Below are 16,276 nucleotides of genomic sequence, written 5' to 3'. Positions count from 1 at the left end.
ATATGCTAATAGAACCAAAAGTACGTGGATACCTATGCACCACAGCGCATCCAGTAGGCTGTGCCCAAAATGTGCACGAGCAAATCAAATTTATAACCAGCCAGCCCCGATTGCATCTGGTCCTAAAAAAGTACTGATCATAGGTGCATCTACCGGTTATGGCCTAGCCAGTAGAATCGCAGCTGCTTTTGGTGCAAAAGCCCAGACGATAGGTCTCTTTTTTGAGCGGGCAGCTGACGGTAAACGAACTGCTTCTCCTGGTTGGTACCATACAGCCGCTTTTGAGCAAGCCGCTCATCAAGCGGGGCTTTATGCTAAAAGTATTAATGGCGATGCCTTTTCAGATGCGATAAAGCAAGCAACCATTTCGCTCATAAAACAGGATTGGGGGGGGGGAGTAGACTTGGTTATCTATAGCTTAGCATCCCCACGTCGCACCCATCCGCAAACGGGGCTATCTTTTAAATCCACTTTACAACCTATTGGAGTGCCCTATAGCAACAAAACCATCAATACCATCAGTGGTCAGCTCTCGGACGTTTGCATTGAGCCCGCAACGCCTGAAGAAGTAGCCGCTACCGTTGCAGTTATGGGCGGCCAGGATTGGATCATGTGGATAGAAGCACTATTAAAGGAAAAGCTACTGGCCGAGGCTGCCCAAACAATAGCCTACTCTTATATTGGGCCCAAACTAACCGATCCCATCTATTCAAAAGGAACCATTGGAGCAGCAAAAAAAGATTTAGCAGCAGCCAGCAAAATACTACAACAACAGCTCCATGCTATCCATGGAAAAGCTTTTATTTCTGTCAATAAAGCCTTGGTGACACAAGCAAGTGCAGCCATACCAGTAGTGCCGCTTTATATTTCATTGCTCTACAAGATCATGAAAGAAAAAAAGCTACACGAAGGATGTATAGAACAAATCTACAGATTGTATGCAGACCGCTTGTATAGACAAGATGGCAAGATACCGGTAGATGCAGAAGGCCTGATTCGTATAGATGATTGGGAGATGCGGGAGGATGTACAACAAGCCGTTGCTGACCTTTGGTCAAAGGTGAATGATGACAATGTAGCTACCATCACTGACTTTGTAGGCTATCGTCATGAATTCTACAAATTATTTGGTTTTGAAGTAGAAGGGGTGGATTACAATCAACCTCAGGTTATAGAAGTTCCCATACCCTCTTTAAATTAGACCTTCTGCAAAACCTATTGCTAAATGGCAATTTTGTGGTCTATGCTCCTCAAATACATTTAGTATGCTGGCGACTGCGCTTCTCCTAAAAACTGCTGATCACAAATAGGTTTTGCAGAAGGTCTATTGTTCCTAGTGGCAACACTACCCCAAGAAAAAAAGGAAATGTTCAATAAACTGTGTCAAGGCCTAAAACAAGTCGATTAAATTCTATAAAAACTATCTACCTTGTAGTGTGTAGCACGATTATATACCTCTAAATAAAAAGTAATAGAATATGGATTCTAAAAAAGGAGATAAAGGATTAAGGAACGAGGATCAACAAGAAATTGCTGCCAGAGGTGTACGCATTCCTATTGGAAAATCTAGCGCCAAACAGATGATAGAGGCTGGCTTTTATACAGATAAAACTGATTATATTTCTAAACTATTCGAAGATGAGGGAACGTACTACTTCTTTATAAGACCACGCAGATTTGGTAAATCTCTACTACTAGATACCATAGACCAAATAGTTAAAGGAAATAAAAGATTATTTAAAGGTTGTAATATTTATAAGCATAAAACCTATAAGTGGAAAAAATATCCAGTCATTTGGTTGAATTTTTCAGAGTTAGTTTCTAAAGAGCCTGACTTATTGGAAAAAGAACTTCAATATAAGCTTTTAGAAGTTGCAAATAAATATGGCTTCAATGAACTAAAAGCGCCTTCACTTAACACAAAACTGGGTGAACTAATCAATATCCTAGGAAGGCTTCAAGAAGGTTACGAACCTACTCCCATTATTCTAATCGATGAATACGACAGTCCATTAATCTCTTGTGAAAAAGAGCAGTATGAAGCGGTACTTTCTGTTCTTAGTTCGTTTTTCAAAGTTTTAAAAGCACGTCAGAAGGACTGTAAATTTATTTTTGTAACAGGCGTAACTAAATTTCATTTATCTGGACTTACATCAGGTGCTAACTCTGCCAATGATATATCATTGCATGAGGATTATGCAGAGATGTTGGGATATACGGAAGATGATATTGAAAAGCTATTTTTTAACGATAAACAGGTATATCTTAATGAAGTAATAAGCAGTCTACAGGAAAACTGGGGTAAATCAGACAACTATACAGATGAACAATTAAAGCAAGAATTAAAAGATTATTATAATGGCTACTGTTTTAGCCGAAATAAGAGTACTAAGCGGATGTATAATCCAGACTCTATATTAAAATTCTTTAGAGATAGATCATTTGGTAACTATTGGTCCAACTCTGGTCATCCTGCTATCTTACTACAACAAATAAAAAACAATATCGATAGATTTACGATCCCTTGGGATCAATCCAGCTTTTCGATCAATCAGCTAGACTTTGAAAGCTTAGCAGGCGCTATTTCCGAAATAGCCTTATTCCCATTAATGTACCAAACAGGTTATCTTACCCTAGATCCTAATGGATTTAAAGAAGACACACGAGCAGATAAAAATCCAATGGACTACTATTTAAAGTTTCCTAATCAGGAAGTTCAATCCTCATTAAAGTTAACATTATCCAGGTTTATAATTCAAAAACAACAAGAAACAGGAATAGCATATAGCACTTCTATTTTAGATGCATTAAGAAATGAAAAGTGGTGTGGCTTTTTAAATCTTATTAAGGGAGCTTGCTTAGCTAAAGCAGGCTACCATTTTCTAGATAAAACAGAAAGGAGTTTTCAGGGTGCTTTATATTCCTTTTTAAACGGTGTTTTTCATACCACGCAAGGCATGCAAGTGAATGCTGAGCTAGCTAGTGGGTCAGGCCGTTTGGATATTGCGCTAGAGGATAAACTACACCAAACTGCTTACATTTTTGAGTTAAAAGTAGGCAAGTCAGTTTCAGAAGCTTTGCAGCAAATCTACGATAAAGATTACAGCATGACCTTCAACACATGCTATAAAAAAGTATGCGTAGGCTTAAAATATGATCCTGTAAGACTTAATATTACAGAAGCAGCTATTGAAGTACATCAATACGATGAACAACATACTTTTCAGGTGATGCCACGTAAAAACTTTGCGGTTAATTCCGTTGGTTATTTTCAAGAAGTAGCATCAAAAGGTATAGAAGCCTAATACATCTTTTTTACCATCTTGGTTCTATGCCTAATAAGGTATACAGGCATTTACTTACACATTTGACATCTTCTTTCACCTTACATTAGGCTGAAGCCAAGAAAATAATCCAAAAAATTCCTCCTGGATAATAAATGCCTAAAAAGTTGAATGTGGTGCGGAATGTAAGATGCTTTATTCCAAGTCTATGCTTTTTTTATATTTTTTAAACGCGCGTATCAGCTGCTGCATTCTTTTCTGTTGATCATTTCGCCCAATCCACCCTTTATCAGCCGGTTGGGGCAATAGATAATGCGCAGCCATCATAGCCAATCCATTGGCTACTGCTGGAAAAAACTCGAAGCCTACGCCTACTTTAGGTTTAATAAAATTTTCCAAAGCCAAATCAACAAGTATAGCCATAGCCATTCCGATTAAAGCTGTACACGTGCTACCCCGAAAACCAAAAACAGCTAAAATAAAAAGAGGCGTTACTGCGCCTATAAAAAAAGAAATAAAAAAGCTAAACACAAAACTGCTTAACTCAAATAGGTTAGGATAATAAACCGTTACGACCATAGCGAGTAGACCAGCAACTAGTACAGTTAATTTAGCCAGTCGAAGCTGGTGCATATAGGGGACTGTTTTTACACCCCGAATGCTTTCCACCATATCATGGCTCACCATAATGGCAGCAGCATGTAAGCTGGAATCAGCTGTGGACATGGTCATCCCTAATAAGCAAATGACCAGACATCCTGTATAGGCAGGTGATATATCAGCCAGAATATATGGCCAAATTTCTGTTACGGATAGTATTGGAGCTCCTACAAAAGCAAGCAGACCAATTGACACGATACAGGCCGTTATAATAACACTAAAAAGCGTTGTACGCAAAAAAACCTTGTAGACTTGAATCGGACCAGAAGCCATATACACCTTTTGTAGCACTGAGGGGGCTAGAATAAATATCATACATAGATCATCAAAAACAAGTTTCATTAATTTTTTATCAAAATGGAAGAGTCTACTAAACTGAAATTTTTCTTGTTTTTGCAAAAACAATATAATTTCTAAGAATGACTGATCTGTTTTTACAAATACAAACTTAATGACAAGGGGAAGAATAATAGTAAAGGTTGCAAATTGCAATATATCAGTAATAGTAATGGCACGAACACCCCCAAACATAGAATAGACAATAAGGATTAAGGTAGCCAGTACAGTCACGATACGAGGGTCAATCGAACCTATACACATGCCAATAGCAGCGGACATTACATTGATCTGAATGGCCACAACACCAATAGAAAAACAGATACCTAATAGCGCAGCAATCACTCTTGGATACCTACCATATACGCTACCTATCGTCTCTGCAATAGAAAGATGCGCCATAAATGGCCCCATACGCAGCCCCAGTAGACTGATTATCCAAAAAGTTACTGGCATGGTAAATAAAAAGGCTATGCGATGGATACCAAATTCATAGACCTTGGGTACTTCACGCATCAGGGCACCTCCTCCAAAGATTGTAGCCAATATTGTAACCACTAAGCTCGTCGTGTGAAACCGCTTATTACCCACAGCATATTGTCGAAACGTAGTTGCCTGTTTGCTAACATAGAGACCTACCATTAGGGTCAACAATAAAAAGGCCAATACCATTAGAAGAGGGATATTATATAATATCATAGATAGATCAAGCGTTGATAATACGAATTTGAAATCCGCAATCTAGCAAAAAAAAATAATTGATTGATATTTATAGAAATAAATGGTTAGCATGAAAGTAAAATTTGGGAGATAAAACGCAATTATGCTGTAAAGTAGACTTTTTGATCGCGAATTTTTTCAATGGGGTGTTTTTTTCTTGTAAGCTTGTCATTGATTCAACCAAACTAACGGCCAGCTCCCAACGCATTGGTCAGCGTTACAAATTCAGCTACACTTAGTTCTTCTGCACGTTTACTTAACAAATCAGGACAAGATATATTGGATATATTAAAAGCGCGCAAAGCATTTTGCAACTTTTTCCGACGTTGCTGGAAACCACTTTTAACTATTTGAAAAAATAGTTGCTCATCACATGGCAGTTTTGCTACACCATTGCGATGCATGGTAATAACCGCAGAGTCGACCTTAGGAGGCGGCAGAAAGAGGTGCAGAGGCACTGTAAAATGGTATTCTATGGTATAGAATGCTTGTAAAAACAGACTAAGCATACCATACACCTTACTACCTGGTTTAGCAGCTATTCGTTGTGCTACTTCCTTCTGAACCATGCCTACTACTTCATTTACCACATAACGGTTATCTAAAATTTTAAACAAAATTTGAGAAGAAATATTATAGGGAAAATTGCCAATAATAGTCAACCGTGCACCTTGAAACTGTTCTGTTAGGGATAAAGCTAAAAAATCTGCCGCTATAATTCTACCATTTAATTGAGGATATCTCTTTTTTAGATAAGGTATAAGCTCCCTATCTACCTCTACAAGGTATAAATTAGCAATAGCCTTACAGACCAATAAGTCTGTAAGGCTCCCCCTACCAGGTCCTACTTCAACTACCGTACCTATAAGGCTTTCATCTGTTAATAGATTAACTATTTGACTGGACACAGCATCGTCTCTTAAAAAATGCTGCCCCAATGATTTTTTAATCTTTATAGAAGGTAGCATGGGTAACCGTTAAAAAGAAGAAGCATTGATTAATGCCTTAACCTGTTCATGCAAAACATGCTGGTTCGCATCTTGCGATTTTTTGAGCAAAAACCGCAATAACCAATTATATCTTTCCAATAGGTTGTTATATTTCCTCTCAAATTCAAAAAGCTCTGGCCGGAGGTCATCCGGAAGTGCTGCATCTGGCGTCATCTCAGGAAAGTGTGCAGAAAAATTATAGTGTAATATCCTTCCTAAGGCTAATATAAAGTCAAAGCTCAGATTCTTTTCTTTAAACCTGTTATAAAGCGTATTTCTACTTATACCTACTCTTGCAGCTAATATTGAAAAAGAAAGACCGCTTGTTCTCGCTACATATTCAACAATTGCTCCTCTATGTTGCATCTAATATTAACAAATTAAATTAAGTAGGAAAAGAACATGTTTATCAAGCTCCTTCCTATGATTTTTGACATATAAATTTCTTAACGTTTAATAAAAATGTGCTTTGCAACTGCAAATGGAACCACAAAGGCAATATAAATATTTGTCACTCTATTTTAAACAAAAACCTATACAAAAATTACACATAACTTAACTTTCCTATAATAATTTGTTCTAAAACATCTGATACCGTAACTACAGCAACAGGTTTACTTAATTCTTGTTGCATAGATGTTACCGCTTTAGGCAGACCACAAGGTATAATTTGCCAAAAAGGGGTTAAATCATTATTTACATTCAGGGCCAATCCATGCATGGTCACCCATCTGCTTACCCTAATGCCAATGGCACAAATTTTCCGATCGAGCTGCTTGGTAGCTTTATCTGCTTTCAACCATACACCGGTTAACCCAGGAAAACGGGTTGATGCAATATTGAAATAGGCCAATGTTTCTATAACAGCCGCTTCGAGCAGTCGAAGGTAACGATGTATATCCCTACAAAAAATTTCCAAATCAATAATAGGATAGACCACCAACTGGCCTGGCCCATGATAGGTAATCGCTCCACCCCTATTGACATGATATAAGGCAATCGACTGCGCTTGTAAGGCAGCTGCGTCTACTAACAAATCGTCGATAGATCCCCTTCGCCCCAAGGTATATACAGGAGGATGCTGACAAAAAAGCAAATAACCAGCAGGTGGCGGTTCCGTAGCTGACCCAACGGTAAAACGCCCAGATTTTTGATCCACAATGGTTGCATAGCAAGCCTCCTGAGCTGCCAATGCTTCTTGGTAATCTATTAAACCCAACTGTTTTACAGCTATTTTTGTATTTTGTACCACTTGCATTAGATGCTATATTCAAGACAATTTTGGACTGACTCATTCAAAATTGTCTGAAATATAACTTATTTTTCGGTATTTAGTCGATTTACACCGACGATTTTGATCTAGTTTAACAGCACTCCCTATTGCGCCTGAAAAACTAGTGCATTTGCATGCTTAAAAAAATCTGAAATTGTATCTAATTTTAGCTTGAGCTCAAAGTTTCTTTAATCATTTTTAAGCTTTATCATTATGTTTACTTTTTCTTTTGTACGGAAGGAAAATATCAGTGGTACTGCTACGAAATAACTTGGCTCTTGTAAAGAAGTTCAATTAGGCAAATACAGCATGTCGTCCAAAGCCCACAAGGCAGGCCAAACCACCATATATAACCCAACCATACCATCTATTCAATGCTTGGCTAAGGCCTAAAAAGTATTATATTTGTCCCATGGTATCATACTCAGAAGCAACCATACCGTTCTTTAGAAACTTGGCTTATGCAAGGAAAGTCTAATGAATCAATTAGAGACCATACAACTTTCTCCAGTTATAATTGGGCAGGTATAATCTGCCCATAGGACCACACTTAATTAAACATACAAAATGCAAGGAAGATACACATTTTCAATGATTAAACCTGATGCAGTTGGTGCCAATCATATTGGTGCTATTCTTGCTATGATTGAAAAAGCAGGTTTTACGATAGATGCAATCTCTATGCTTCAGTTAACCCAAACTGCTGCGGAACATTTTTATGCAGTCCATGCAGCACGCCCTTTCTATAAAGATTTATGTAGCTTTATAGCCTCCGGACCTGTAGCGGCTATGGTGTTGGAAAAAGCAGATGCAGTAGCCGATCTACGGAAGCTAATGGGCGCCACTAACCCAGCAGAAGCTGCTGAGGGTACCATTAGAAAGGCATTTGCTACTTCCATCGACTATAATGCTATTCATGGCTCAGATTCAGACGAAACAGCTGCATCAGAAATTGCCTTTTTCTTTCCTGGCCGTGAGCTGCTTATACAAAGAAGGACTATTGTATAGGGTTGCTATGTATAAGCAATAGCACCATCTGGCTGGATAGCTGAAACCAACCAATTGTGATACAAGCCCTTCCTTTTTGGATATTTCATTTTTATATTATTTATGGAGTGGTATATGCCACCTAGCTGCAGAAGGTCTTTAGCTCAATAGCTAGACCTTCTGCAAAACCTATTGTTAAATGGCAATTTTGGTGTCGAAGTTTGTCTATGCTCCTCAAATACATTTAGTATGCTGCGGTGCTCGACTACGCTTCTCCTAAAAACTGCTGATCACAAATAGGTTTTGCAAAAGGTCTACAGGCCTGCTTTTTATATCTAATGATAAGTGGGGTGTTTCACGTGAAACATATTTTCAATCTTATGTTACTTGAATATGATATTATTGTAGTAGGTGGTGGCCATGCGGGCTGTGAAGCTGCTACAGCTGCTTCTAAACTAGGCGCCAAGGTTTTACTGATTACCATGAGCTTACAGACGGTTGGCCAAATGTCCTGTAATCCGGCCATGGGAGGCATCGCAAAAGGACAACTTATTCGAGAAATAGATGCATTAGGGGGTTTTTCTGGCATCATAGCAGACCAATCAGCCATTCAGTTTAGAATGTTAAATACCTCAAAAGGGCCAGCAATGTGGAGTCCTCGGACACAAAATGACCGAAACCTATTCTCAGCATGTTGGAGAAGCGCCCTTGAATCATTGCCCAATCTAGACTTCTGGCAAGATATGGTTGTATCATTGTTTATAAAAGAGGGGAGGGTGCAAGGTGTACAAACTGCACTAGGGATTACGATAAAGAGCAGGGCAGTTATCTTAACCAATGGCACCTTTTTAAATGGCATGATCCATATTGGCACAAAAAAAATGGCTGGGGTCGTTCTGCAGAAAGGGCTGCCACCGGTATTACGGAACAGCTGCAAAAAGCGGGATTTCAAACAGAAAGGATGAAAACAGGAACTTCTCCTCGTATAGATGGCAGAACATTAGCTTATGAAAAGATGGAGGTACAACCAGGTGATCCGCTACCTGGTAGTTTTTCCTTTTTAAATAAAACGCCACTTACAGCGCAAAAAAACTGTTATATTACCTATACCAACCCAACTGTACACAACCTTATTAAAGAGAATTTAGCAGCTATCCCCATCTATAATGGCCAAATTCAAAGCACTGGTCCGCGTTATTGTCCCTCTATAGAGGATAAAGTACACAGATTTGCAGACAAAGAACGCCATCAAATTTTTGTGGAACCAGAAGGCTGGCATACCATTCAAGTCTATGTAAATGGCCTATCTACCTCATTGCCAGAAGCCATTCAATTAAAGATGCTAAGGGCTATAGTTGGTTTTGAAAAAGCAAAAATGATCTGTCCTGGTTATGCGATCGAATATGACTATTTCCCTCCTACACAGCTGCACTATACACTGGAAACCCAATTGATTCAGAATCTTTACTTTGCAGGACAAATCAATGGAACGACTGGCTATGAAGAGGCTGCCTGTCAGGGTCTAATGGCAGGCATAAATGCCTATAGAAAGATTAATGAACTGAGCCCAGTGGTATTCAAAAGATCTGAGGCCTATATCGGGGTCTTAATAGATGATTTAGTAGGGAAAGGAACAGAAGAACCCTATCGAATGTTTACTTCACGGGCTGAATTTCGAATGATACTAAGACAAGATAATGCAGACCTGCGTTTAACAGAATGGGGACATGCACTAGGATTGGCTGATGAGGAACGGCTGCAAAAAGTATATAAAAAGAAAGCAGCGATCGCTATTATCTTTGATTTTTTAAAAAAATGGAAGATCCAACCAGAAATGATTAACCCAACCTTAGCGGCAGCAGGTACAGCCTTAATAGAGGAAGCACAAGCTGCTTACACGCTCTTAAAAAGACCAGAAGTTGATGTTAATAGCTTGCTTCTACTAGAAAAACAGCAAGAAAGGCTGCTTTCGAGACCTATTTGTCCTCTATCTGCTTACGATCAAGAAGTATTACAACAGGTAAGCATCCAAATTAAATATGAAAGTTATTTTCTAAAAGAAAAAGAACTTGTAGAGAAAATGGAACGATTAGAGCATTATACCATTCCACATGATTTTGATTATACAAAACTAAAGGCACTCTCTGTAGAAGCATTAGAAAAGCTGCAAAAGCAACAACCTGCTACATTAGGACAAGCTTCACGCATTAGTGGTGTACGCCCAGCCGATATTTCTGTTTTAATGGTTTATTTAGGAAGATAGGGGTTTATTTTACTTTTTGCTTGATCAAAAAGTAACAAAAAATCAAGCGCTAATGAAAAAATTTGCTGAAAGTACAGCTTACAGATGGAATTTGTGTGCTACTTTTTTCTTGATAAAATGGATTTGTATCTTACTTTCTGCTTGTCATACGTTTTGAAATAGTTTTGTCAAAAAGCTGAATGGGAACGATATTAGAGGGGCATTGTGGCCGCCGATAAAGTCCTTTGGCACACAGAAAAGATAATGAAATAATTTATTTTTCAGCGGGAAAATCAGAACTCGCCCGCGAAGCGGGCTCAAACATGCTGATTTTCTAATCCGCTGAAAAACAAATTATTAGAAGATTTTCCCTTTTCTGGAGTGCCGCATTCCTTTATCGGCGGCCACTAGCAAAGGAGACGCTTTTGTTTATCATTTTGGGGTGATGTGACCATACGGCTAAATGGATACTTGCTCTTTTCATCTGTAAAGGGACCCTTAGGAAGTACTTCCATAGAAATGCTATTGCAAAAAAAAGAAACAGACATACCTATAAAAGGCAAAAACCAGCAGAGAAATCCGCTATAAGGACATACCTTTTTGATATATTTTTATTTTTTCATAGATTGGAGGATTAGCACAGCACATAGTGTGATAATCATCAGGTAATGAGATTCGTTTATGATTTAATGTCTATTATTTTTTAAATGTTTTGGTGGTATTAGCTTTATTTTTTACTTGATTTTTATTTTTTTTAGTTGCTAATTTTCCTTTATAATATAAGCGGAAATAGAAAAACAGGGATTTAATCTGATCATTTGTAAAATTTATGCGAGCAAATCGCAGTATTTATGGGAAAAATCGTAGCGATTGTAAATCAGAAAGGCGGTGTTGGCAAAACTACTACTGCTATCAACCTGGCAGCAAGTCTTGCTATATTAGAAAAGAAAACCCTACTTATTGATATTGATCCACAGGCAAATGCAACTTCTGGAGTGGGTATTAAGCCAGAGGAGGTGGAGCACAGCATCTACGAATGTATTGTGGAGGCTGTAGATCCTAAACTATTGATTCAACCAACTAGTATACCCAATCTAGATCTTTTGCCTTCACATATCAACTTAGTTGGTGCAGAAGTGGAAATGGTCAACTTTAAGAATAGGGAAGGCCGCATCAGAGATGCCCTAAAACCGGTAACGCCAACTTACGACTACATTATAGTGGATTGTGCGCCCTCCTTAGGTTTGATTACCATCAATGCGCTTACGGCTGCAGATTCTTTGATTATACCGGTTCAGTGCGAATACTTTGCATTAGAAGGGCTAGGGAAACTATTAAATACAACTAAAATTATCCAATCTCGGCTAAATCCTAATCTGGAAATAGAGGGTATATTGATGACGATGTATGATGCAAGACTCCGTCTGGCCAACCAGATTGTAGCAGAGGTCAAGAAGCATTTTCAAAGCATGGTCTTTAAAACCATTATTCCAAGAAATATTAAGTTAAGTGAAGCGCCAAGTTTTGGCATGCCAGCCATTATTTATGATTCGGATAGTAAAGGTGCAATTAGTTACCTTAGCCTTGCTGAAGAAATTACTAGTAACGATAGTAGAACAGTGTAAAATATTAAATTATGCAACCTACAAAAGGGAATCGCGTCCTAGGCAGAGGGTTAAGTGCCCTGTTACAGGGGCCAGAAGGATCTGCTGATGCTACGGATCGTTTTTTTAAAATGATTAATATCGCATCGATTGCGATCAATCCTTTCCAGCCCCGGCAAGACTTTAACCAAGAAACGCTAAATGAATTAAGCGAGTCGATAAAATTACATGGAATTATACAGCCGCTTACTGTACGAAAAGTAGGCCATCATACCTACCAGTTAATAGCTGGAGAACGGCGATTGCGTGCTGCTAAATTAGCAGGCTTAGAGGAGGTGCCAACTTATATACGTACTACCGATGATCTGCATATGCTAGAGGTCGCACTTATTGAAAACATCCAACGGGAGTCATTAAATGCGATTGAAATTGCGCTGAGCTACCAACGTTTGTTAACAGACTGTAAACTAACGCAGGAAGCATTAGCAGAACGAATCGGAAAAGATAGAACCACTGTTAACAACTACCTTCGGTTGCTTAAATTGCCTCCTGATATTCAAATTGCACTGCGAGACCAAAAAATTTCTATGGGTCATGCAAGGGCCCTGATTAATCTGCAGACCCCAGAAATGCAGCTGAGCTTACTAAAAAAGATTCTAGAAGATGCCCTCTCTGTACGAGAAGTAGAAAAACTAGTGCAAGACCTATCTGGGGCCAACCATTTAAAAAAGGAAGCGGTTAAACCACAACTGAACCTTTCTTTTAAAGCAAAACTAAAAAATACAACTACGCAACTAACCAGGCAATTTAATACAAAAGTAATTATAAAAGCAGATGCACAAAAGCAAGGAGAAATTAAGATTCTATTTGATTCTGAAGAAGAACTAGGAAGAATTATCTCTATTATTTCGAATACAAAATAAGATATGAAAGTGCGCTATAATTTCTTTTTAATGGTGATAGGGTTGTTGCCTTTTTCCTACCTTAGCCAGGCCGCTACACTGCCCAATCAGCTAATTTTACAAAATTTTACCAATAGCGCTCCCAGGTTGCTAGATATTGTACAATATAGATACCATAGACCTATTGCGAATGCTATGTATAATCAGCAACTTTTAGAAGAAGTACAGCCGAGGATGGCAACATACTCAGCTCTATTGGAGCAGCATAGACCACAAAATTGCCATTTAGCAATCGAGGCTGAAAAAAAGTCTAATAATCCATCCTCTAATATGGTAGACCAAGTAGCATTATTTCGTAAAACGATGCGTACACAGGCCATGATACAACGCTTCTGGATTAGTTCCATGGTCGTTCCCGGCTTGGGGCAAGTGTATAATAAAGATTATTGGAAAGTCCCTTGCCTCTATTTGGGGTTTGCCTTTCTTGGCTATAAAATCTATACAGAACACAACGACATGAACGAACATCAACGAAATGCGCTTGCACAAAGCACACTTACATCTTATGATAATAAAGTAATCCCTGACTTCACTAAAAAACGTATCGATGAGTGTAAACGTACACGTAACCTATTTATCATCATTGCAAGCGCTTGGTACTTATTGAATATACTTGATGCTTATGCAGGCGCACATGATAAAATAGTTAACTTTAAAGATGACATTCAAACAAAATCAACTTCAAAGCCCACTGCTTTGCTGCAGCCAGCTGCTGCTGCGCCCATACGCTAAACCTTCTTTCAAATGGTGCCATTTAAAGACTTTTCGCCTTTGGTGCATTCGGATATGCGCGCCTAATGCTTGCATAGAAACTTGCGCTTGATGCATACCAATGCGACAAACTGTCATAATTTTTTTTAGATATATTGGCATGATTTTTGTTTTATAATCATCATGAATGATAAATATAACAACATATGGGGAAAAATATCAACAAAATTCCATACCTATAGTGTACAGCAATAGACTTTAAAAAACAAAAAATGGGGAGGAGATAGATAGATTTAACCTAAAATTACTATTAACGATGAACGAAAAAGGAACCATATCGGTACATACCGAACATATCTTTCCGATTATTAAAAAATTTCTTTATTCCGATCAGGACATCTTCTTAAGAGAACTAGTAGCCAACGGTGTAGATGCGGTTCAAAAGCTTAAAAAGCTAGCTGCTATGGGCCTCTATGATGGAGCTACAGATAAGTTACAGGTAGAGGTACTGCTTGATACATCAGCCAAAACACTGACGATTAAAGATGATGGGTTGGGTATGACCGCTGATGAAATCAAACAATATATCAATCAAATTGCTTTTTCTGGTGCAGCTGCATTTGTAGAAAAATATAAAGAACAAGTAGATCAACATCAACTCATCGGCTTTTTTGGGTTGGGCTTTTACTCAGCCTTTATGGTAGCTAAAAAGGTTGAAATTATTACAAAATCGTATCAAAAAGATTCCCAAGCAACCCATTGGAGCTGTGATGGCAGTACGAATTTCGAAATACAGCCTACTGAAAAAAGTGAAGTAGGCACAACGGTTATCCTACACCTTGCAGAGGATGCTGAAGAATTCTTGAAACCAGAGCGCATTCACGCTATTTTAGATAAGCATTGTCGTTTTTTACCAGTAGAAATTGTATTCGATAAAAAGGTAATCAATAATACCACACCGCTATGGATCAAACGCCCGACAGACTTACAACCTGAAGACTATCTTACATTTTATAAAGAGCTCTATCCTTTTGCAGGAGAGCCGCTTTTCTGGATTCATTTAAGTATTGATTACCCATTTACCTTAACCGGTATACTCTACTTTCCTAAAGCAGCCAACTACTTTGAGCAAAAAGAAACCATTCAGCTTTATGCAAGGCAAGTGTTTATTACCAATGATGTAAAAGAAGTTATTCCAGACTTTTTACGCCTGTTACATGGTATTATCGACTCACCTGATATACCACTCAATGTATCCAGAAGCGCTTTACAGGCAGACAGTAATGTTAAAAAAATTAATACCTACATTGCCAAAAAGGTGGCAGAAAAGCTAGAAACACTTTTCCAGCAAGATCGTAAAGCGTACGAAGCCAAATGGAATGATATCTCCCTTTTCATCAAATATGGTATGATAACCGATCCTAAGTTTGATGAAAAGATAAGAGACATAGTCCTTTTACAAAACACAACTGACCGCTACTATACCATAACTGAATATAAAGATATAATAACTGAAAATCAAACTGATAAACATGGAAACGTAGTTGTGCTTTATACAACAGACCCTAAAAAACAGGCTGCCTACTTACAAACAGCCCAACAAAAAGGCTATGATGTACTGATGCTAAACAGTCAGATTGATACGAATTTTATCAATTTCCTTGAATACAAATTGGATAAGGTTAAGTTCAAAGGCATTGACACCGACACGATTGGTAAGCTTATTGAAAAAGAAGAAGCCATCGCACATAGCTTGACAGAAGAGGAAAGAGCAAGGTTACAATCTATTTACGAAAAAACGATTGGCACGGAGCAAACTACTTGGAATGTAGCCGCTATGCTACCAGAGGAGCTACCTGTATCCTTTATAACTTCAGAGCATTTGAAGCGTATGGCACAGTTTACACAAGGAAATGAGGCCAAGCAACACACTTTTCGCGCTATGGATATAGCCATTAACGGAAACCATCTTTTGGCTAAAAAGATTCTAACTATTCCTGATGAAGCGGTACAAAAAAGATTAGTAGAACAGGCCTATCAGTTGGCCTTACTGGCACAAGGTCTGCTAGAAGGAGAGCTATTGGCTGGGTTTATACAACGTTATACAGATAACTTACTAGATGCATCTTGATCTAGCAGGCAGGTTAGACCTTCTGCAAAACCTATTGCTAAATAGCTATTTTGGCGCTTTTTTATGCTCCTCAAATACATTTAGTATGCTGCGGTGCTCGACTTCACTTCTCCTAAAAATTGCTGATCACAAATAGGTTTTGAAGAAGGTCTATTGTTTTTTTGAATTTCAAAAAAAAGTGCTAAATTTACTATGGCAAGCCGGTACGGCTAGCTCCTACTTAATCCCCCAGGTCTGGAAGGAAGCAAGGGCAAAGTGGTTGTAGCAGCGCGATACTCGGCTTGTTTTTTTTGCCCATGTAGTCTCCTTTTAATATATTGTAACGGCCTCTCTATTTTTATACTTGATAAGTAAGTCTAAAATCGACTTATTGTGAT

At 38.3% G+C, this 16,276-nt stretch carries 10 protein-coding genes and 2 pseudogenes; 8 read left to right on the top strand and 4 right to left on the bottom strand.

The features are described 5' to 3' along the window. Positions 1 to 2: 2 nt before the first annotated feature. A pseudogene (fabV, locus tag FPG78_RS05605) lies at positions 3 to 1,201 on the top strand (enoyl-ACP reductase FabV). 277 nt (positions 1,202 to 1,478) lie between these two features. Beyond that, on the top strand, positions 1,479 to 3,305 hold the full coding sequence (locus FPG78_RS05600; protein WP_144086998.1) for an AAA family ATPase: 1,827 nt from the start codon (positions 1,479 to 1,481) through the stop codon (positions 3,303 to 3,305). A 174-nt stretch (positions 3,306 to 3,479) separates the two neighbouring features. On the opposite strand, the gene FPG78_RS05595 is transcribed toward FPG78_RS05600, so the two are convergent. The 4 genes from FPG78_RS05595 to lipB all read right to left on the bottom strand — a co-directional run bounded on the left by FPG78_RS05595 (position 3,480) and on the right by lipB (position 7,247). Further along, positions 3,480 to 4,979: a sodium:solute symporter family protein gene (locus tag FPG78_RS05595; protein WP_144086997.1), complete on the bottom strand. Its 1,500-nt coding sequence runs from the start codon at positions 4,977 to 4,979 to the stop codon at positions 3,480 to 3,482. A 206-nt stretch (positions 4,980 to 5,185) separates the two neighbouring features. After that, positions 5,186 to 5,968, bottom strand: a complete 783-nt coding sequence (gene rsmA / locus FPG78_RS05590; protein ID WP_144086996.1) for a 16S rRNA (adenine(1518)-N(6)/adenine(1519)-N(6))-dimethyltransferase RsmA — start codon at positions 5,966 to 5,968, stop codon at positions 5,186 to 5,188. Positions 5,969 to 5,977: 9 nt separating this feature from the next. Further along, complete coding sequence (locus FPG78_RS05585) at positions 5,978 to 6,355, bottom strand: helix-turn-helix domain-containing protein (protein WP_144086995.1); 378 nt, start codon at positions 6,353 to 6,355, stop codon at positions 5,978 to 5,980. Positions 6,356 to 6,533: 178 nt separating this feature from the next. Beyond that, complete coding sequence (gene lipB, locus FPG78_RS05580; RefSeq protein ID WP_186292490.1) at positions 6,534 to 7,247, bottom strand: lipoyl(octanoyl) transferase LipB; 714 nt, start codon at positions 7,245 to 7,247, stop codon at positions 6,534 to 6,536. 582 nt (positions 7,248 to 7,829) lie between these two features. Between lipB and ndk the strand changes: the two genes are divergently transcribed. From ndk to htpG, 6 genes and pseudogenes are all read left to right on the top strand, one after another. Beyond that, positions 7,830 to 8,270 carry a nucleoside-diphosphate kinase gene (ndk, locus tag FPG78_RS05575; RefSeq protein WP_144086993.1) on the top strand — a complete coding sequence of 147 codons (441 nt, stop codon included), beginning with the start codon at positions 7,830 to 7,832 and terminating at the stop codon, positions 8,268 to 8,270. A 359-nt stretch (positions 8,271 to 8,629) separates the two neighbouring features. Further along, positions 8,630 to 10,512 (top strand): annotated as a pseudogene (gene mnmG, locus FPG78_RS05570) (tRNA uridine-5-carboxymethylaminomethyl(34) synthesis enzyme MnmG). An 830-nt stretch (positions 10,513 to 11,342) separates the two neighbouring features. Beyond that, on the top strand, positions 11,343 to 12,116 hold the full coding sequence (locus FPG78_RS05565; RefSeq protein WP_144086992.1) for a ParA family protein: 774 nt from the start codon (positions 11,343 to 11,345) through the stop codon (positions 12,114 to 12,116). Between the two features lie 11 nt (positions 12,117 to 12,127). After that, entirely contained in the window at positions 12,128 to 13,018 is an 891-nt protein-coding gene (locus FPG78_RS05560; protein WP_144086991.1) for a ParB/RepB/Spo0J family partition protein, read from the top strand. A 3-nt stretch (positions 13,019 to 13,021) separates the two neighbouring features. After that, on the top strand, positions 13,022 to 13,789 hold the full coding sequence (locus FPG78_RS05555; protein ID WP_144086990.1) for a DUF5683 domain-containing protein: 768 nt from the start codon (positions 13,022 to 13,024) through the stop codon (positions 13,787 to 13,789). 295 nt (positions 13,790 to 14,084) lie between these two features. Continuing rightward, positions 14,085 to 15,899, top strand: coding sequence for a molecular chaperone HtpG (gene htpG / locus FPG78_RS05550; RefSeq protein ID WP_144086989.1), 1,815 nt, complete (start codon positions 14,085 to 14,087; stop codon positions 15,897 to 15,899). The last annotated feature ends 377 nt before the right edge of the window (positions 15,900 to 16,276 follow it).

The sequence above is a fragment of the Cardinium endosymbiont of Dermatophagoides farinae genome (assembly GCF_007559345.1).
In the GTDB taxonomy this organism is placed as follows: Bacteria; Bacteroidota; Bacteroidia; order Cytophagales; family Amoebophilaceae; genus Cardinium.
This window is presented reverse-complemented; position numbering and strand designations above follow the sequence as displayed.